Origin of the sequence: Tatumella morbirosei (genome assembly GCF_000757425.2) — a bacterium.
GTDB classification, from domain to species: domain Bacteria; phylum Pseudomonadota; class Gammaproteobacteria; order Enterobacterales; family Enterobacteriaceae; genus Tatumella; species Tatumella morbirosei.
The window spans coordinates 48382-68226 of the sequence record NZ_JPKR02000001.1; the positions used below are offsets into that span (position 1 = coordinate 48382).

The following is a 19845-nucleotide window of genomic DNA, read 5'->3' on the forward strand; positions in this document are numbered from 1 at the left end:
CAGGGTTTTTTATGGCTCAGATAACAAATAAAGAAGTCGATGTCGTGGTTTGCGGATTCGGCTGGGCAGGTTCACTGATGAGCATTGAACTGGCCATGGCGGGGCTGACAGTGCATGCACTGGAAAAGGGTCCGGAACGCGATTATGAAGCTTTCGCCTACCCAAAACCGGCGGATGAATATGCCTACGCGGTACGTAACAAGGTCATGACCACTCCGGCTGACTCAGCGGTCACGGTGCGTTACACCATGCAGGACACCGCGCTGCCGACCCGTAAGTGGGGGGCTTTTGTGCCTGGCGGTGGTGTGGGTGGTGCCGGTATGCACTGGACCGGGGTATTGCTGCGACCCACCCCGACCGATATCAAGCTCAAAACCTATGCCGATGAGGCTTACAAACCCGGCGTATTACAGGAAGATATGCGGGTCAAAGATTTCCCGTTTACCTGGGATGAAATTGAACCCTGGTTTGAAAAGTTTGAGCGTATCTGCGGATTATCCGGCAACACCGGTAACCTGCGCGGTCAGATTATGGAAGGCGGTGACCCGTTTGAAGGCCCCCGGGCGAACCCGATGCCATTGCCGGCGCTGGAAAACACGCTAAATAACGTGATGTTTGGCGATACGGTCAAAAAAATGGGCTACCACCCGTTTACCATTCCGTCGGCTGCGGCTTCCCGCGTCTGGACTAACCCGTACGGTAACACCATTGCACCATGTAACTATTGCGGTTACTGCTCGAAATATCCCTGCCTTAACTACTCCAAAGCTTCGCCACAGACGGCGGTGCTGGATTCACTGAAGCAGATGAAAAACTTCTCTTATGAAGTGAATGCCGAAGTGTTGCGGGTCGTACTGCACGATGACAAAAAGACCGCCAAAGGCGTGATCTACATCGATGAGCAGGGCAACGAGCGTTTCCAGCCGGCGAAGATTGTCATCCTCAGTAGCTTCCAGTTCTACAATGTGCGCCTGATGTTACTGTCCGGCATCGGTCAGCCGTATAACCCGATTACCGAAGAAGGGGTGATTGGTCGTAACTATGCCTTCCTGAGTAACGGTGCGGCGACCCTGTTCTTTAAAGACAAAAACTTTAATCCGTTTGCCACCTCAGGCCCGACCGGGATGCAGTTTAACGATATCTCGCCGGGTAACTTTGATGGCCCGGGGCTGGGCATTATTGGCGGGGCTAAAATTCAGAGTGCGCAGTCCACCGGCACACCGATCAGCACCGCACTGCCACCGGGTACCCCGTCGTGGGGGGCTGGCTGGAAAGAGGGGCTGGAAAACTGGTACGGCCATTCGATGAAAGTGGGTATCACCACCTCCTGCATGTCTTACCGCGATGTTTATCTGGACCTGGACCCGACCTATAAAGACCGCCACGGCCAGCCACTGCTGCGAATGACTTTTAACTGGAAACGCAACGAACTGCAGCTCCAGCAATACCTGAAAGGGATTGTCGGCAACATTGTTAAAGAGATGAACCCTGACAGTTACAGTATGAGTTTCCTGCCGATGGGCGCGGACTTTGACCTGACCAAGTATGTCTCTACCCATAACGTGGGCGGGGCCATTATGGGTGATGATCCGAAAACCTCGGCCCTGAACCGTTATCTGCAAAGCTGGGATGTTCATAACGTATTTGTGCCCGGAGGTAATGCATTCCCGCAGAACTTCCAGTCCAACCCGACCAACACTATCGGGGCAATTACGCTGATGGCAGCCAATGCCATTAAAGAACAGTATCTGAAAAATCCCGGCCCAATGGTACAGGTGTAACATCATGAAAAAGATGACATTTAAACGCCTGTTATTGGCGAATACGGTAGTGCTGGCCTGCGGGCTGGCAGGGGCAGCACAGGCTGCCGACGCACCCAATCAGGATCAGCTGGTAAAACAGGGAGAGTACCTGGCGCGGCTCGGGGATTGTATGGCCTGCCACACCGCGTCCGGACGACCGGATTATGCCGGCGGTCTGGCGATAAAATCAGATCTCGGGACCATTTATTCCACCAATATCACCCCGGATAAACAGTACGGGATCGGTAATTACACCGAACAGCAGTTTGCCGATGCGGTACGCAAAGGGGTTCGTCCGGATGGCAGTTTCCTCTATCCGGCCATGCCTTATCCGGACTATGCCAAAATCAGTGATGCTGATATTCATGCCCTGTACAGCTACTTTATGCACGGTGTGACCGCCAGCAACAGCCAGCCGCCACAGACCGACCTTAGTTTTCCGTTCAGCCAGCGTTGGGGGATGCGTTTCTGGAATATGGTGTTTACCTCCGATAAGCCATTCCAGCCGATTGGCGGGGCTTCTGAACAGGTCAATCGCGGGGCTTATATTGTGGAGTCTCTGGGCCACTGTGGCAGTTGCCATACACCGCGGGGTGTGGCGATGGAAGAGAAAGCACTGGACAGCAGCGACAACAACTTCCTGTCGGGCGGCAACCTGAATGGCTGGGATGTGCCATCGTTACGGGGTATTGCCCGCTGGAGCCCGGCAGAGATTGTCGATTACCTGCAAAGCGGCCGTAACGACAAGGCGGGGGTTGCCGGTGAGATGACTTCGGTGGTGAAAAACAGTACTTCGCACATGACCGATGACGACCTGCAGGCGATTGCTGCTTATCTGAAATTCCTTGGCGGCAACCCGCCGTTGCAGGCCTATGATCAGCAGAAAAATCAGGCTACCACCGCCAAACTGACGGCGGCGGTGGATCTGAGTGAAGGGCAGACTCTCTACCTGAACAACTGTGGTGCCTGCCACTTTGTGAACGGACTGGGTGCTGCACGGGCCTTCCCGCAGCTGGATCAGGCATCCATCGTGAATGCCAAAGATCCACAGGGGCTGATTCACATTATTCTGCAAGGGGCGCAGTTACCGGCCACCGCCAAATCACCCTCCATGCTGAAAATGCCTGGCTTCGGACATCGTTTGTCTGACGACCAGGTGGCTAAACTGGCGACCTTTGTACGTCAGGGCTGGAGTAACGATGCATCGGCAGTGACGGCCGACCAGGTGAAAAAAGTCCGTGCCGGACTGGAACAACACTGATTCAGAAAGCTGTGCAGTAAAAACCGGGGCAATGCCCCGGTTTTTTTGTTATTTCAGATGGGTCGCCACATCCAGAACGCCGTTAATCACGAACTGAACTCCCATACAAACCAGCAGGAAGCCCATCAGGCGGGAAATTGCTTCGATCCCTCCTTTACCGACCAGCCGCATAATGGCCCCGGAACTGCGCAGACACAGCCAGAGAATGACTGCGACCAGCAGAAAAGTCAGCACAGGGGCGACATGCAGTACCCATGCCGGGAAATCCCCGGTTTTCACGGTAGAGGCAGTACTGATAATCATCGCAATGGTACCGGGCCCGGCAGTACTTGGCATAGCAATCGGCACAAAAGCGATATTGACCTGGGTATCCTGATGCTCTGCGGCATCTATCTCTTCCTGTTTATGCTGAACTTCCAGGGTATCGTGCAGCTTCTGCACCGGAAACAGCATCCGGAAACCGATAAAGGCGACAATCAGCCCCCCGGCAATTCGCAGCCCCGGAATGGAGATGCCAAAGGTATCCAGCACCGCATTACCGGCGTACCACGCCACCATCATAATCAGAAAAACGTACACTGAAGCCTGAAATGCCTGGCGATTACGTTCGGTAAAATTCATCTCGCCAGATAAGCCGAGGAACAGTGCGACACTGGTCAGCGGGTTCGCCAGTGGCAACAGCACCACCAACCCCAGCCCGACAGCCTTGATGAGTTCCTGCATATTAACCCTCAAATTATTCTTTGCTCCGTCCGCTGCTAATGCTGCGGCGCGGTACGATTAATAACATCAGCAGGCAGTTGCCTGTGCGGCGCACAGTATAGTGGTTAGTGAATAACCGACAGGGGCGAAAGTTGCTCCGGCAGCTAAAGTGTAGCAGTAACAGGAAAAGGGAAGGAATGAACAGAGAATAAACAGGAAGAAAGAGTCCGGAACCGGTCACTGACCGGCTCCGGCAAGGGGAGGGGGGAATTACATACCGAGGTATTTTTTACCCTGTTCCAACACCACGTTACAGGCCTTGGTTTTCAGTTTTTCACCCATCGGGGTATTGCTCAGGCTTTTCAGGCTAATCTGCTGACCCTTACCGGTATTCAGCAGACCTTCCAGACCCTGCGCATAACCGGTTTCCTGTGTCTGTTCAGAGGTATCGGTCAGGCCCAGCTTACTTTTCAACTGGTCAGTGACCGAGGAAACGTTGTTTTTCACCAGGTTATTCTCAGCACAGTACTGCAGAATACCGGTGACATTACTCATGCTGTTTGAACTGACTGCATTATTACCGCCATTCAGCAGGCCAGTAATCGAGGACAGAGACAACCCGCCTTCAGAACCTGCAGACTGGCCGGAGGTAGCAGAAGAAGAATTCATCAGGTCTGATGCGCTGCTGCTCAGCTTATCCTGCCAGCTGGCCGCACTGGCCGCTCCGCTGATCAGTGCGGCAACTAAACCCATTGCCAGCAACGGTGTGTGTGTCATTTTTTTCATTAAAACAGCCTCATTCAGGTTATTTTTTTGCATTGCTCGCTATTTTAGTCCGTCACCCCCACCGTAAGTTCCTTTTTCCGGTTTCTGCCCCGCGAATCGGAAATCTCCGACCACTTCGACGCACAAAATGTGCATTTGTGCTGTAGGGCAAGGGCAAGGGAGATCTGGCGAGGCGGTGTAGTCTCAGCGGAGGGTGGAACAGGGTGAGTGATTGTTTTTTCGGCAGTTAACCGACAACTGCACGGATTCACCTTGCACCCGCCACGACTCAGGGTATAATCCCGTTGTTTTCCGCATACCCTTCAGTGCCGAAGTGGCGAAATCGGTAGACGCAGTTGATTCAAAATCAACCGTAGAAATACGTGCCGGTTCGAGTCCGGCCTTCGGCACCATAAGTATGCAAAGTAAGTCGCTCAGGAGCGGCTTTTTTTGTGTCTGAAATCTCCCTCCTCCATCAGAATTTTATTGTTTATTGCACAATGTACAGCCTCGTAAAATGTAGATATCCCTTAGGTTGTTGGACTGTCTAAGTTCAGACCTGCCGTTAAGAGCTGTCAATTTGGTTACCGGACTTGTGAATCCTCTTTATGGCCTGGTTTAAGTGGCATCCTGATGAATTACCAACAGTTACTCCATCCCCTCCGGATATTTTTAACCCTGACGGGCTGATGATGGCAGGGATTGCCCGGTTAAAAATAAGGCAGAAATTTGCTGACTTTATGTGCTTTCCATTAGCGGATAACAGGAGTAGTATAACACCAGGTGCTACATATAAGGTAACAGGATGTCAGCCTTATGCGAATTTTTAAAACAAAATGGTTCAGCAAAGCAGCTAAAGCTCACGCAATTAAAGATAGTGAGTTATGCCAGGCTATGGAGACGGTAATGCAGGGAAAGGCTGATGATTTTGGCGGTGGTGTTTACAAGAAACGACTAAACCAGAATCGTGATCGTGCCATTATCCTGGCTAAAGGCGGAAAGCATTGGTTTTACACGTTCCTGTATGCCAAACAGGATATGGCAAACATCGATAATCGCGAACTGGCCGGATTCCGCGAGTTAGCAAAGCACTACGCTGCCCTTGCTGATGAAAAGATTACGGCACTGATTAAGAATAAAGAACTGGTGGAGATTTGCCATGACTGCAAAAAGTAAGTTTAAGAGTCCTGCATTTGAGGCCATCCACAGCGCGGCTTCCGGATTATTCAGCGTCGATGCTATCCCGCAGGAAACAATGCGCAACTTTGATAAAGCGTGCCTTAATAACGTGGATGACTTACAGCCTGTTGAAATTAAGGCATTGCGCGAGAAGCTGAACGTCAGTCAGCCGGTTTTTGCCAGTTACCTGAACACCAGCCTTTCAACGGTGCAGAAATGGGAAAGTGGTGCAAAACGCCCAAGTGGGGTATCCCTTAAACTGCTTACTGTGGTTCAGAAGCATGGGTTGAAGGTGTTGGTTTGAGTTAGAGCGCTGGTTATTTGGAAAATATTTTTAAGGTGAATTGACGAGCGGTTTAGTGTCAGAAGAGGACGTTGCTGACATCAGTTTTTTTGATAACTGGGGCGCAGTCACACTAGAGCTTGTTTTTATCTATTGCTATGGTGGTTTTCGCTATGGCAGGCTCTGAGGACAATGGAGTCTTAAATGACAGTGCTGAAGTTTCCATTACTCAGAGCACCAGATCCAAAAATTTATTAATATTATTAATGTCAATCTGGCAAAATCTGAGTTGTCAGATTATAGTGTTACGCAATGTGAAAGTGCAGCCAGCATCTGACGTTGTTACATACTGAGGTCAAAATGGGACGTTCGGCCGATTACACCATCCAAGGGTTTCTGTATCAGTTCAATATGACGCTCTGTGAACTGCTTAAAGCGGCAGACGAGGCAGAAATTACAATTGAAGGAATTGTAGAAGATATTGAGGTGGCTACATTTTCAGGTACTAAAGCCATACAATGTAAATACCATGAGACGCAGTCTAAGTATTCCATAAGCATACTTTATGACCCTTTGCTTCAGATGATGAAACACTTTAAGTCAAATCCAACTGCAAAAATAAAATATCACCTCTTCGCGCACTTCCCAAACAGTCCCACGGTGACTATAACCGATGTTGAACTTAAAAGTGCTCTGAACTCAAGTAATCAAAATTTAAAAACACTTATAGCTGATGCAAAAGGTGTTGATATTAAAAAGTTTCTTGACGTATTCTCCATTACTATTACACCAAAATATGACGATTTGATGGAGCAAAACACTAAACTTCTCATCGATTTGGGATTCAGTAAGAGTGAGGTTGAAGCATTATTTTATCCTAATGCCATTCAGATAATTGGTGATCGAAGTATCAAACATGATGAAAGTTTGAGGAAAATCACTAAAAAATTCTTTCTGGAAGAATTGCGTCGCATTAGATCTACAGCTATTTCACAATGGACCCTTGCATTAAAAACGCGACAGAAGGTTTTGGATTCACGACGAAAGCAACTGAAAGAAAATCTAAGTTTAAATGCTCGCCTGCGTTTCCTAGTTGTATTCCCCGAACTCCTTGAAGAGTTCGATAACCAGATAGTTCTTTTTATAAAATCATTTATTGATAAATATCATTTTAAACAAGCTCACACCCACACTCCCATTTTTATATTGGATGTTTCTCAATCCGAATTTGATGATATTGCAGAACGATTATACAGCAAAGATGTGATCCCAAATATCGGACGCCATGTTAAATCCTTCTCCGAAAAAAAGTTTTTCAGTGAACCTATAGTTACCCGAGATAAAAAAGAATTTGTTCTTCGCTTTATTCGCTGGGATGATTACAAAAATCTTCATCCCAAAGTTAAGGCGGATGATTTTTTTGTAATTGGAGATGGAGATGTGACAGAGCTGGATCTTCGGGATGTAAATCTTGAGGCTTTGGGTGCCGAAAAATTTGATGAAATTAAATATATGATGGGGATCAGTAATGGCTACTAAAATTGGAGCTGTACTATCGTGCGCACCAGAGGCTGTCATCGTTGCAATAGATAGTCTTGAAACATTTGAAGCAAATAAAGAAAACCTTCAGGTTGGGCGCTTTCTGAAAATTGCCCAAGGTAATCACGATTTTACAATTGTCACCATCCGTAATATCAAAGGTACTAACACCACTGATCCAGAAGGCAAGCCAGACTGGAGCTTCCAAATAGAGTGTCAGGCTATCGGAACGTTGGTGGATGATAAAAATTTTGACCGCAGTAGTCTGCTGCTGCCAGTCCCAACTGAGCATGCATTCATTGCTGAAAATGACACTTTAGACAAAATCTTTTCAGCTGATAGTGAGCACGACTTCCCTCTCGGCAAACTTTCTATGAATAAAGATACCGACCTCATGATCAGCGGTAACAGATTCTTCAGTAAACACATTGCTATCGTAGGTTCCACGGGGTCTGGTAAGTCATGCACTGTTGCAAGCGTTTTGCAGAGGATTGTTGGAATTACTGAGTGTAAAAACAGCAATAAAGATCGGCAGAATAACTCGCATGTGGTGATTTTCGATATTCACGATGAGTATTCTGCCGCATTCGATTTGCATGAAGAGGAATCGTTCACTCTCTCTCGGCTGGATATTGATACCTTACAACTACCCTACTGGCTAATGAACGCAGAAGAACTTGAAAGCATGTTCATCGAAAGTAATGAGAACAACTCCCATAATCAGGTTAGTCAGTTCAAGCATGCCGTTGTATTAAATAAAGAAAAGTATAACCCAGCAGTTCCGGAAGTAACGTATGACACGCCAGTGTACTTCTCAATTAATGAAGTCTATTACTACATTGAAAACATGAATCGAGAGGTTATTGGTAGGATTGCGGGGGAGGATAAACCGAAGCTGGCTGATGGAACTCTGGTCACCGATAGATCTATTTATTTTGACAAAATATACGATTTTATCGCAACCTCGAACTCCGGGGGAGCCAAGGCTACCAACGGGCCTTTTACTGGCGAGTTCAACAGGTTCGCCTCGCGGCTTGAGGCCAAACTAACAGATAAACGTCTCCGATTTCTGTTGAATGCCAAGAAGGCTGACGGGAATACACATGTCACAGAGGATTTCGAGACGCTGATGAAGCAATTCATTGGCTATCTGGATAAATCGAACGTCACTGTCATCGATTTGAGCGGGGTGCCATTTGAAGTTCTCAGCGTTACAGTCAGTCTGATCTCTCGCCTGATTTTCGATTTTTGCTTCCATTATTCAAAGTTGCAGCATGCCAGCCACAAGCTTAATGACATCCCGGTGATGTTGGTTTGTGAAGAGGCACATAACTATGTACCTAGGGACGGACACGCATCTTATCGGGCATCAAGAAAATCTATTGAACGCATAGCAAAAGAAGGCAGAAAATATGGCTTGTGCCTTATGGTAGTAAGCCAGCGTCCCTCAGAGGTCTCAGAAACCATTTTTGCTCAATGCAACAACTTCATCTCGCTGCGTCTGACAAATGATGCCGATCAGTCCTATGTTCGACGACTATTTCCTGATAATTCTAATGGTATCACCGAGATTTTACCAAACCTGGCTCCTGGTGAATGTGTGGTAGTGGGTGATGCGGTGCTACTGCCTGCAGTTATCAAAATGCCACTTCCGGTGCCAGAACCTCACTCCCAAAGCGTTAAAGTTCATAATGAGTGGCAAACGCTTTGGCGCGATGTGGCTTTCGCAAAGGTCATCGAACGATGGAGAAAGTGAATATCATGCCGGAATTCTTTTTCTTAAAGGAGCCGGATTTGGGGGCAGGGCCAGCTTGACCTGCTCCCCCTTGATTCACACAGAATGCTGTTAGCAATGTCCATTATTCGCTCTTAGCGGTCCGTCAGATTTGCTAACCTATTTTGTATGAAGAAAGCTGATCTTCCCTCTTATCCGTTGTAAAGACTGGCGAATTCCACATTATATAAATCAATATGGGGGTCATTATGGTGGTCAATAAAATAATCATTTTATTAAAAACCATAAAAATCAATTCAATGATATTTATAACAAGTCAGGTCTTCGCATAATTCAGTTTAATTCCTTATAAAACAGCAAGTTATATGTAAATTTCTATCTCTCTTATATGTAAGAAATGATTTAAAGTTTCACCAGAAATTGCCGCTTAGTTTAGTAGTAGTAGATATCGGGAATACTAACTCATAGCGGCGTGTCGTTCCAAGCTTCAAACACGTACAGTTTGTTAACTTGAACAGCTATGACGTTAACCACGTCTCTAAATATCCCAAAACAGTTTTATATCACGCATTCAAGCCCGATGCGTGGCGTTGTTCAGCCCAAAACAGGTCTATGGTGGTAAGCTTACCTGCACACGAAATGCAGGCTCTGCCAGAGTCTCAGCTACGCTCCCGAAAAGGTACACGGTTATCCTGATAAGGTGTGATCACTCTGGACAGTTGAGGAAGTCACTACGCTCCACTTGTTGTTAGTACCACCAACGGGGCTTTATGGCTACTATTGCTTTTTACAAGGACCATTTAATTAAGCTATAAAAACACACAGAAGTTGATGAGCAGAGTGTTTGCAAGTAACATCACTAGTAAATAAATTTGGTATTACAAAAAGCGAATGTCCCTTAGCACGAAAGTCTCTAGCGTGCGTTGTATGGTGATAGCATTTATTGATAAGGAAGTTTACCTTGCTTGATAAAATCAGCGAAAATCGTATTGATCCTCATAAAGTTACGAAGCCGATTCAGCTTTTAGCTGCTTGGATGGTTGGCCTTGTAATTACGAATAGCTCATTCCTAATAGCATCAATTCAAATGGATGCTAACAGCTGGGAAAAGGGAGCTTTAGTTGTCGCTTCGATTTGTAATGTCCCGATTTTTCTTTTTGCTTTATTCCTACTTCAAACTCGATTTAGGGCGGAATTGCAAGAAGATACCTTTTATTCAGAGTATTTAAGTAAAAAAACATCAACAACAATACTTGTTGATAAAAAATTAGATACAAAGACCAGGCTAGAAAGGATTGAGAATCAGATTTCCCAACATCCTATTTCTACTGGCATTGCTTGTACTAATTGTGAAAGCATAGATGAGGTCGATTGGAAAGGATGGGCAGTTGCTCTTAATATATTGCACCCACGTTTCAAAGAAATAAGAATGTCGCTCAGAGAATCAAAAATCCCCCTTAAAACTTTTTTTGGAAACAAAGCGGATCTACCTAAAAACTGGGTTGTTTCTGTGAGTAATTTTTTGCCATTTGAGAACAAGATTGCTATTTTAAAAGCAATTTATAAGTACGAATTTGATGGTTTTGTCTTTTGGGATCCAATTAGGGAAGCAGAAGAAACTGAAGATGTATACATTGGAAGTTATGGTACAGCAAGATTCGCGCCTTTTAATGAGGATTTCAACGAGTTGATCGAAAATGACAATGAAGAAGTTGACCTAGCGTATTTTTATCAACAGATGATGAGCGGAAGTAGGCAGATTAGGTGTAAAGTTATTACATCGAAATATGAAGAACAAGCTGACGAAAATTAGAGCTTGAAGGAACTATAAAGTATTCAACATTTGGAGTTAATCAGTAGTTAAAATTGTAATTTAAAAATTATTTATTAAGAGATACATAGTAATAAGAAAAATCGAATCTAGATACTGTGAAAATACGCTTCTCATATTAAACGCTGGGAACCGTATCAATACTATTACATCTTTGTAGCAAATTATCACTTAGACGTGGACTGTATCCCACCATTTCAAAGGCCGTACTATCAAGCGCCGTCAATTCCCCCCGCAAACGATTGTGCGAAATTTGTGCGAAATATCTTAGCTAATTTTCGTCTATTAAGTTTCCAAGTCGTCCTGTAAGCATACCTGTTTTTAGTTCCAGACACTTTTTAAGCTTTCCGGTTTTTCAGTCATCAACCGGTATTCTTCCGGCGTCAGGTTATTAAGGGATTCATGAGGTCGCTCGCTGTTATATTCTGTCAGCCAGCGATTGTGATTTCCCGCACTTCATTCAGTGTTCTGAACAGATAAAATCGAGTATTTCAGTTCTGTATGTCCGGTTAAATTGTTCAATAAAAGCATTCTGAGTGGGTTTCCTGGGCAGAATAAACTCCAGATGTACACCATGCTCTTCAGCCCATTGAGCCAGTGTCAGTGAGATAAATTCCGGCCTGTGGTAAGCATATCTATAAGCCAGAAGTAATGATCAGTATCGGATACAAAAATGGCTATCATCTCGTTATTAGAGGGGAGTATCCCTGCGCGTAAAATAGTTGACTCAGACGGTAGTCCGTTATCCATCCTCAGTTTCAGCGGGTAACCACGGTGAGCACCGATCCGACCCAACACTCTGATGACATGCTGAGCCGGAAAACTCAGGTTAATTTCTATGGACAGTGCCTCACGATTATAGTCATTTGCCCCATTGAATGCCCAGAAATGTCTGACACTGACCAGTCCATCATTCATAAAATCAACCGACCAGCTCTGTTTTATTGCCTCAGGTGTCGCCAGCCGCGCCGAATTACGTACCGGCAAATGTTGCTTTCCTTTACGCCGAGAGTGCAGTTTCAGCAGGCAGTAAATCCGGTGAACCCGCTTATGATTCCATATATGGCCCTGACGGCGAATGACCTGAAATAGTTTCTTAAAACCGTATCGCGGATAGAGCTTAGCCAGTTCTATCAGGACCCCGATGACTGGGTCATTGCGCTGTGTATCCGGCTGGTAAAAAAATACCGTCCTGCTCAGTGATAATGTCCTGTAAGCCTTGCGCGCGCTCATTTTATGCTGCGAGATCAGATAATGGGAGAGTTCACGCTTTATCACTGGTTTTAAAGCTTTTTTCGATAACGTCTTTCAGTGCACGGTTCTCAGGACTCAGATTAACGAACATCTGTTTGAGACACCGGTTCTCATCTTCCAGGTCTTTCATTTTCCTGATATCAGAAGCTTCCATCCCGCCATATTTCGCTTTCTGGTTGTAATAGCCGGCTGCTGAAATTGCGGTCTCTCAGCAGACATCTTTTACCCTCCGGCCGACTTCTACAGACTTCAGAACGGCGATAATCTGTGTTCAGTAAATCGGGCTTTACGCATAGCGAGCTCTTTCAGGAAACATATTCAGTACGTCCGAAGATCTCTAAAAGTGAACAGTTCTTTTTGCAGGGATTTTACAATTGTAACTTGCTTTTGGGGGCTACATTTCATTTTTTTTTCTTTTTGATGCAGAGTGAATCATGCCAATCTCATCATCATCTTTAACACTACGCCCTGCAAAATTTAGTAATTGACGAGCTTGTTTGATTCATGGCACCAATATCGAAGAGTCATTATGACATCACAATACTTGTCCAAAAGATGAGCGTCAATACCGAATGTATTCTCGAGCGCTGGTTCTTAAGGGAAAAGTGCTGATATCACATCATACTTATCGCGGGGAACTGGTAAGATAGTCAAAACGCTACATTATGGCGTTTTGACTATAAATATTTAATCTATGAGGAAAGGAAATTATTCGGGAAGTTTGTTACTCCATTTTGTCAATATTTTTTCAGCCAATTGTTTTGCTTCTTCCACGATAAAGTTACGTTTCTCATTATTGTGCTCCTGATGAGCAGACATTACTTTTTGTGCCAGAGCGATATGTTGATGGTCTTCATTTCGAAACTCAGGTAAATCTAAGTGTTTGAACACGTCAGCAACCTGTATAGAAACATTATGTGCATTAATCCACTCTTGAACTGTTTGTGAATTCAAAAGCCCGCATAAATAGTAAGCACTTTCTTTGTCATCAAAAGCTGAAAAATAAACTTTATGATCAGGTATGTAGGGGCGATTACCTAGCAAGGGAACATCAGCGCTTCCAGCTACGGCTGCATAGAATGACGAAGACATTTCAGGCCAGATAACCTTCCATGGTTTAAATGTGTAATCACCAACGTTATATACGGCATGGAAAGGTGCTCCTTTCATTTGTCTGCGATAAGTTGAACGTGCTTGCAGAATTGATTGAAATGAATCGAACCAGGCTGCAGTTTTTCTTAGCTCATGCCTATTTAGACGTTCTTCTGCTTCAGCATACTCGGCAGCTGATATCCCAGTATTGGGCACAAATGTGTAAAGACGGTCTTTGTTGTCAAAATTAGGTGCATTGATTTTGAGATAGCACTCTTCAAAATCACCTGCCCCTTTAATAAGGGGGTAGAGATCTGTAGGCTCTACCCAAGCCTGTTTAACCGGGCCTATGTCTTTTTTACCAGCCTCTGGTCGACTTCGAATTTGAACATGTGTTTCATTCACATTGAGGATAGGTACAAAGAAAACACCGTTAAGATCGGTCGTAATTCCCTTCCTGCCCTTGGTCCATGAGCATTGACGAGATAAATATTTTATCGATTCAAATCGGTCTGGTGCTAATATCGCCCATGGTGAACCGGGTTCATTAACAGGAAAGGCCTCTTTTTCTTCATACTGGATAGTGCCCATGACCTCTTCAAGAGTCTGCGAAGATTTTATAGCCCGTTTTTTACCGACGCTAGGACCCCATACTCGATATGAGACGGGATATTCAGGCGTATTTTTTGACTTTTCAAAAATAGCAATTGTTGTGTGGTTACTGGCATCTTCAAAAGGCTTGAGACCTTTCATATCATCAACAGATATCGGTTGAATATATAATGAATCCTCACGAGAAGGCTCGATTTTGAATGTTCTGAAACCAGCTGATGATGGATTCTTAAATAATGTACCTGTGATGACAAATGCCAAACGTCCACCATTGTTAAGCCATTTGTCTGCGACTGTATAGGTGATCATAGCGGAAATATCTAGTTCATTGCCACCGTGCATTCGAGTATTCGAGAAAATCCCGTATTGCTCGCAGGTCGGTTTTACACGCTCGCGATATAAGTCTGGTAATTTAGACCATCTCACCCATGGCGGATTACCAATCACTATGTCGAAATGTCCTGCAGTAGCTGACCAGAAAAAGTTCCTTACAATCCTGAACCATATTCCGTTCCAATTCTGACGATGCAGATTCAATATTTGATCGTATGTGTAACGCAGAGGAGCATCCCATTCTTTTAGCTTATCATCGGAAAAGTAATTCCCTTTCCTAACCTTCTCCATAGACTCATCAAAATCGAGTCCCAGTTCGACATCTTTACCCATGCGATTAAACATGATATCAAGGTTTTTGCGATCAAGCGCTAGTGCAGCTGGCAAGTGAATATCAAGTTTTGCAAACTGGCTGCCAATACGATACTGAATGATGGAGTCAGTTGCTTTAGGTGTCGACGCTGGGGAATATATCGCATCAGCCATTAGAACAGGGACCTCCAATTCTTGGCCCGGGCATTGCGATAATAAATCGGCGACTTCAATAAGAAAGTTTACTCTTGCCGTCTGTACAGCTAGTGGATTGAGATCAAAACCCCATACGGTGTCACAGACAAGTTTCAATGTTTCTTTAGCGCTCAGATTTTTCTCTTTGGCTAATTGACGCTTATTGCGAATAACAGCCAGTAAAAAGGCCCCCGACCCACATGTTGGATCAAGGACTCTTTTTGTCATAAGGCTCGGATCACTGACTTTATTCAAGGTAAAGTCAACTAGCCAGTCTGGTGTATAAAACTCACCTAGACTCTGACGCAATTTACCCGGCACTAATCCTTGATACAAATCACGTAACACGTCACGTGTTTGAGAGAGCTGATCAAGACGATAAAGTGATAAGACAGAAAGTAAGCGTCTTAGGGTTGGTAACAATTCAGGGACCGTATTCAAGCTGGCTACGTCGAGATACCAACTGAAAATGGCTTCCTCAACGAAGCCATTAATTCCTGCCTCTTGGAAAAGAGTGGAGCGTTCTATCGCTGAACTTAGGAATTCAAGCATCTGAGCATCATTCTTCAATGCAGCCATGCTTTGCGCTGGCTGTTCTATTGACGTCAGCCCATGTGCTGAGACTATCTCCGCTGCCAGCAGTTTTATCAACATGGAGTTGTAGGTATGAAGAACGAAGAGCCGCGCAGAGATAGAATCTGATGGTGATCCAGACCAGGTAAATTTCAGTTCTTTCGCAATGGCTTCAGCTTGTACTATGGAGAGGTCAGCAACCTGACCGTATAAAGTACGCCACTCTGAAAAGAGCATTTTTAATTTGTTATTTCCGCTGATGGCAAGTTGTTGAGCAAGCCCATCGGAGAGTTGCTGCATGAAAGCTCTAGCGTTAGCAGAGCCATGACCAAAATCAGTGAGTAAGTTTTCTGTAGTAAGTCCTTTACGAGTATCTGATCTAAGAGCATCAACTACCATTTCTACGGATTCGGAAGAAAATGGCATTAAGTGTTGAGTATTGATCTCACCATTAATAACTTGTGCAAAACAAATATGTTCTCCATCTATCGCAATACCGATAAAGTCTGACTCAGGGATTTTTGTCTCAGCTGCCTTTTTCACTATATAAGGTAGCAGTCGCTCTTTAGTGGCATTGAGGAACGCGGGACTGTCTTTTTTGCCTTTAAAGTATCCAGGTGCTTTGTATTCGATTATGACGTGATTGTAACTAGCATCATTACGATCACGCTCGGCAAATATATGCAATCCAGTTGCGTCTTCCAAAGCTTTGTTCCAAGCAAACCGGATTTCTTCTTCACCCTTCCATGGCTGAAGACGTTTTTCTTGAATGGAGTTGTATGCGGATTGCTTCATGTAATGAGGCCTAGTAGCAAGGAAAAGTGTGCAACCGTGCATTATGATCTCTACAGAGGCCAGCTTCAAGATTTATTGCTTTGGTATGTTTGGTGGTATAGAGCCACCTCGCTATTCGTACCGAATGTGACGCGATGACTGAACTCTATTATCGCTTACGCGACTTCATGCTGAACCATCCAGAGTTCAGCGCAATCTTGGCATTGAAGTCAATGGTACGTTAGAGATCCCGGAGTTGATTGAAATCTAAGCTTGGCAGGGCTGCTGCTGCCTACCGTAAGTGGTCGTTGCTGACTTGTCGGGATACCAGAGATAATAGTGGTATTGGTAGACTCAGGATTGCATCAATGTGGAAAAAGGACCCGGTTAGTTTCAAAGTATTAGCAACATTTCTACTGTAACATTACTCTGTAAACTCCAGATGTATCACAAAATGATTGTGCTGATATCTAGTAATTTCATTATGAGATTAGTAAAATAAAAATGGATGAAAATATTAATTAATTCAGTTAATTGGTATGTCGTTTGATATTTTTAGTTGGTATAAAATACTGTGCTTGTGGTATAAGTTAAAACAAAGAAGAGTATGAGATAATAAATAAAACAACCGTTAATAAACTTGTAGACTTTGACTCCAAGCTAGATATTCTTGATAAGAATTCATGTGCCAACATTAATAACTCTAAGGTTTCATTTTTAGGTGATGGCAATATTCTGGTTGCGACTAAGAATGATGATAAATACAAATTTAAAGTCATGAAGTGCGAGATAAAATAGTAAAGAAAATCTTGTTATGATTATAGTATATTATTTTAATAGGGAGCTTCGCCATTGCTTTAGCTTCCTTTTACGCCGCATGTTTCATGTTTTGGGGTGTGTTAGTGCTAATTAAATTATATCTGTCTTTATTTAGTGATTTTTTTGCTGAAATAAAAAACTAAACTTTTATCGACCCAAGACTTACAGACAGCTGCCAGTTCTCAGAGTTGGCCCTATTTATTATTTCAGGTATTGTTGTCACCAGTTTATCTCCCGTTATTTTGTTGTGTAGTACAACTATATGCCTGTCGCCGAGAAGTTCTGATGCTACTATTTCATTCTCAGTAATGGCAAAGAAGAAATTCTTGAAGTCAGGTGTGGTAACCCTTTTTTGATTGCAGGTTTTAAGTTCAATAAATGTTAATGATTTTAAAATTCTGGCCAAAGAGGTAAAATCACTAAAGTCAACACTTACATTTTCAGGGATAGAAATAAAATCAAAGCTTGATGCCTTTATTTCAATATCTTCAAACTGCTTCAATGCAGCTAGCAGATTTTTCATATCTTTCCCTTTAGGTCTTTTTATCCATGAAGTTTGTGAGTCAAGTAGGCTTCGTTCCCCTAACATTCCATTTTCTGAAGAATATCTGGCGATATGTGCCCTCTTTGATTCAATCAATTCAAGTAGACTCACCGTCATTTCCTTTTAGTTTAATATTGCATACAGAAATTTATCACAATTAATTTTTAAGGCAATGTTAAACTGCTATTACTCTTCCGATTATGGGAACAAATGGAACTCATGATGGGCCCGTCCTCGCTCATTGAGACAACGAGTTCTTCGATACAGCTCGTCTTGTGTCAAAGGATACCGATGTTAAAATTTGGATGTATCGATAAATGGGCGAACGTCAGGAGAAATGATGGTAACCAGAGAAAGCATGAAACTATGGATCATTGAGTGTCTTCAGGAACGTAGTGGTAGTGCTTGGCCACGTGAAGTTTCAAAGTACGTATGCGACAGCTACGAGGCCGAGCTTAGGGATTCCGGCGATATGTTGTATACGTGGCAATATGACATTCGTTGGGCCGCTCAACAATTGAGAAACGAGGGTACTCTAAAACCAGTAAATAGACGCAGAGATTTGCCATGGGAACTAGCATAGCAAAGCAAGTATTAACATACATTTCGCAGCCAAATCTGACTTTGTTCTGAGTGGATGGGAATTGATATCTCTGAAGAAAACGTTCCTGCCTGCCTGAATCTTGCTTTGACAGCCATATCGGTGTTCTACTGGTATGGCTTTATACCTACTCGCGATGTCTATTTTTTATACGGATTTTAACTTGTGGGTACAAGTGGGGGTAAAAATAATTATTCCTGCTTGAAAACTACATTGATATCAGTCTATTGGGTGTGAAATTCGAGCCCTGCCTTTGCATCATATACGTAATTAAGTCACCCGGCATCGTATTTTTTTAGAAAATTCAGTGAATTACTTATTTTTTGCTCGTTTTTATTCTCTTCGTATCTAATGAAATCTTCGTATATATCCCATACTCGACATACAATTATCCCAATCCCTGCTTCAATTTATGACTATATAAACTTTGTTCAAAAATTACCCTCAGGTGATTAGTGCTGCAAATATACCTAAACCGCCGCGCGGAACAGGCTGTATCCCTTAAGCTAACCATCACCGGCTCAATGATAAGACCCGATAAATTTTAGCAAAAACCATTTGCGGTGAAATCACAGGGTTTTATCAGTGACTGCGCCTGCCATTTCCATTTTTCGGCACAAAATTGACGCATATTGCCGATTTTCCTGAAGTCTTTCCTCGTCGTCTCCACCCTCATGCCGGTATCTCCCGGTTGGCAGGGCAGCGCATTCGTAATGCAAAGGTCACAGCCCCGACTCCTGTCACCGCACCTGTTCTTTTCCTACTCCTGGGCCCGTTCAAAGGTTGCTATAACGCGGGCAATATGGGCTTTCATCGCAGCCCGTGCTGCTTTGGCGTCGCGCTTTTCAAGCGCGGTTAAAATCGCGAGGTGCTCATGCTCCGACACATCAGGCATATCACTCGGGGTGTAATGGGCCTGCAGCATTTTAAACATGCTGCCATAGCGGTGCCCCAGAAGGTGACCAATGATAAAACCATAGGCAAGGTTACCGCTGGCCTGCGCAATCCGGATATGGAATAAACGGTCACCGGGGTGGGTGCGCGATCCGGCACGGTTGTCAGCACAGTTCTGTTGATAGGCCTGGCGAATTTGCTCCAGTTCCTGCTGGCTGGCGTTAATGGCGGCTAAGGCTGCGGCTTCTGGCTCAATCAACTGACGTGCCTGCAACAGTGAAAATGGCGGTAACTCAGTGGAAAAATCCAGCCGGATGCCTAACTCATCATCTGGCTCGTTCCATTGATCGCGGCCAGCCTGTGCCATCACCGGCTCCTGTGAACCCGGGCGCGACTTTACAATCACGCCATTCCCTACTTTTACATCGACTAATCCAATCACCTCGAGCGCAATCAGTGCCTCTCGCACAGATGCCCGGCTCACCTGAAGTTGTTCGGCCAGTTCACGCTCGGCAGGCAGACGACTGCCCGGTGGAAATTCGTTGTTATCAATCAGTTTAATCAGTTGGTCGGCTATCTGTCTGTAAAGCCTTGGGTTTTCCATCTTTTTTATGGGCATGTTACAGCTACCTGTTAAATAAATTAAGTGACCAGATGCACAAAAAAACGTCAATCAGCTTGTCAATGTTACGTGTTTGTCAATAAAAAGTAATACGCCATCGATAATGTGACCAGCGTTATTTGC

The 19845-nt window shown here is 44.5% G+C and carries 12 protein-coding genes, 1 tRNA gene and 3 pseudogenes; 9 read left to right on the plus strand and 7 right to left on the minus strand.

The window, feature by feature from the left end; genetic code table 11:
• The first annotated feature begins 11 nt into the window (after nt 1–11).
• Together HA49_RS00255 and HA49_RS00260 are read left to right on the plus strand one after the other, a co-directional pair.
• Nucleotides 12–1781, plus strand: a complete 1770-nt coding sequence (locus HA49_RS00255) for a GMC family oxidoreductase (protein ID WP_038017043.1) — start codon at nt 12–14, stop codon at nt 1779–1781.
• 13 nt (nt 1782–1794) lie between these two features.
• Nucleotides 1795–3063 carry a c-type cytochrome gene (locus tag HA49_RS00260; protein ID WP_156994499.1) on the plus strand — a complete coding sequence of 423 codons (1269 nt, stop codon included), beginning with the start codon at nt 1795–1797 and terminating at the stop codon, nt 3061–3063.
• Nucleotides 3064–3111: 48 nt separating this feature from the next.
• On the opposite strand, the gene HA49_RS00265 is transcribed toward HA49_RS00260, so the two are convergent.
• Both HA49_RS00265 and HA49_RS00270 read right to left on the minus strand, forming a co-directional pair.
• Nucleotides 3112–3786 (minus strand): MarC family NAAT transporter, encoded by a 675-nt coding sequence (locus tag HA49_RS00265; protein WP_038017047.1) that lies wholly within the window; start codon nt 3784–3786, stop codon nt 3112–3114.
• Nucleotides 3787–4035: 249 nt separating this feature from the next.
• The gene (locus HA49_RS00270; RefSeq protein ID WP_038017348.1) at nt 4036–4551 is read right to left on the minus strand and encodes a YjjA family protein; all 516 of its coding nucleotides are present in this window, start codon (nt 4549–4551) and stop codon (nt 4036–4038) included.
• Nucleotides 4552–4858: 307 nt separating this feature from the next.
• On the opposite strand from HA49_RS00270, the gene HA49_RS00275 reads away from it, so the two are divergent.
• From HA49_RS00275 to HA49_RS00300, 6 genes are all read left to right on the plus strand, one after another.
• A tRNA-Leu gene (locus HA49_RS00275) sits at nt 4859–4943 on the plus strand.
• Nucleotides 4944–5346: 403 nt separating this feature from the next.
• On the plus strand, nt 5347–5706 hold the full coding sequence (locus HA49_RS00280; RefSeq protein ID WP_038017049.1) for a type II toxin-antitoxin system RelE/ParE family toxin: 360 nt from the start codon (nt 5347–5349) through the stop codon (nt 5704–5706).
• Nucleotides 5690–6013 (plus strand): helix-turn-helix domain-containing protein, encoded by a 324-nt coding sequence (locus HA49_RS00285; protein WP_038017051.1) that lies wholly within the window; start codon nt 5690–5692, stop codon nt 6011–6013. Before HA49_RS00280 ends, HA49_RS00285 begins: the two co-directional genes overlap by 17 nt.
• A 339-nt stretch (nt 6014–6352) precedes the next feature.
• Nucleotides 6353–7531 carry a hypothetical protein gene (locus HA49_RS00290; RefSeq protein ID WP_038017052.1) on the plus strand — a complete coding sequence of 393 codons (1179 nt, stop codon included), beginning with the start codon at nt 6353–6355 and terminating at the stop codon, nt 7529–7531.
• The gene (locus tag HA49_RS00295) at nt 7521–9287 is read left to right on the plus strand and encodes an ATP-binding protein (protein WP_038017054.1); all 1767 of its coding nucleotides are present in this window, start codon (nt 7521–7523) and stop codon (nt 9285–9287) included. The genes HA49_RS00290 and HA49_RS00295 overlap by 11 nt, the downstream gene beginning before the upstream one ends.
• 940 nt (nt 9288–10227) lie before the next feature.
• Nucleotides 10228–11079 carry a hypothetical protein gene (locus HA49_RS00300; RefSeq protein ID WP_052752403.1) on the plus strand — a complete coding sequence of 284 codons (852 nt, stop codon included), beginning with the start codon at nt 10228–10230 and terminating at the stop codon, nt 11077–11079.
• A 339-nt stretch (nt 11080–11418) separates the two neighbouring features.
• Here the strand turns inward: HA49_RS00300 and HA49_RS21335 are convergent.
• The 3 genes and pseudogenes from HA49_RS21335 to HA49_RS00315 all read right to left on the minus strand — a co-directional run.
• A pseudogene (locus tag HA49_RS21335) lies at nt 11419–11716 on the minus strand (integrase core domain-containing protein); the annotation flags it as partial.
• Between the two features lie 119 nt (nt 11717–11835).
• Nucleotides 11836–12645 (minus strand): annotated as a pseudogene (locus tag HA49_RS21095) (transposase); the annotation flags it as partial.
• A gap of 414 nt (nt 12646–13059) precedes the next feature.
• Nucleotides 13060–16263: an Eco57I restriction-modification methylase domain-containing protein gene (locus tag HA49_RS00315; RefSeq protein WP_038017058.1), complete on the minus strand. Its 3204-nt coding sequence runs from the start codon at nt 16261–16263 to the stop codon at nt 13060–13062.
• Nucleotides 16264–16364: 101 nt separating this feature from the next.
• On the opposite strand from HA49_RS00315, the pseudogene HA49_RS21340 reads away from it, so the two are divergent.
• A pseudogene (locus HA49_RS21340) lies at nt 16365–16487 on the plus strand (antirestriction protein); the annotation flags it as partial.
• 713 nt (nt 16488–17200) lie between these two features.
• On the opposite strand, the gene HA49_RS00320 reads toward HA49_RS21340, so the two are convergent.
• Both HA49_RS00320 and HA49_RS00330 read right to left on the minus strand, forming a co-directional pair.
• Nucleotides 17201–17716, minus strand: a complete 516-nt coding sequence (locus tag HA49_RS00320; RefSeq protein ID WP_046791612.1) for a hypothetical protein — start codon at nt 17714–17716, stop codon at nt 17201–17203.
• A 1250-nt stretch (nt 17717–18966) separates the two neighbouring features.
• Nucleotides 18967–19719: a FadR/GntR family transcriptional regulator gene (locus tag HA49_RS00330; protein ID WP_038017063.1), complete on the minus strand. Its 753-nt coding sequence runs from the start codon at nt 19717–19719 to the stop codon at nt 18967–18969.
• Nucleotides 19720–19845 lie beyond the last annotated feature (126 nt).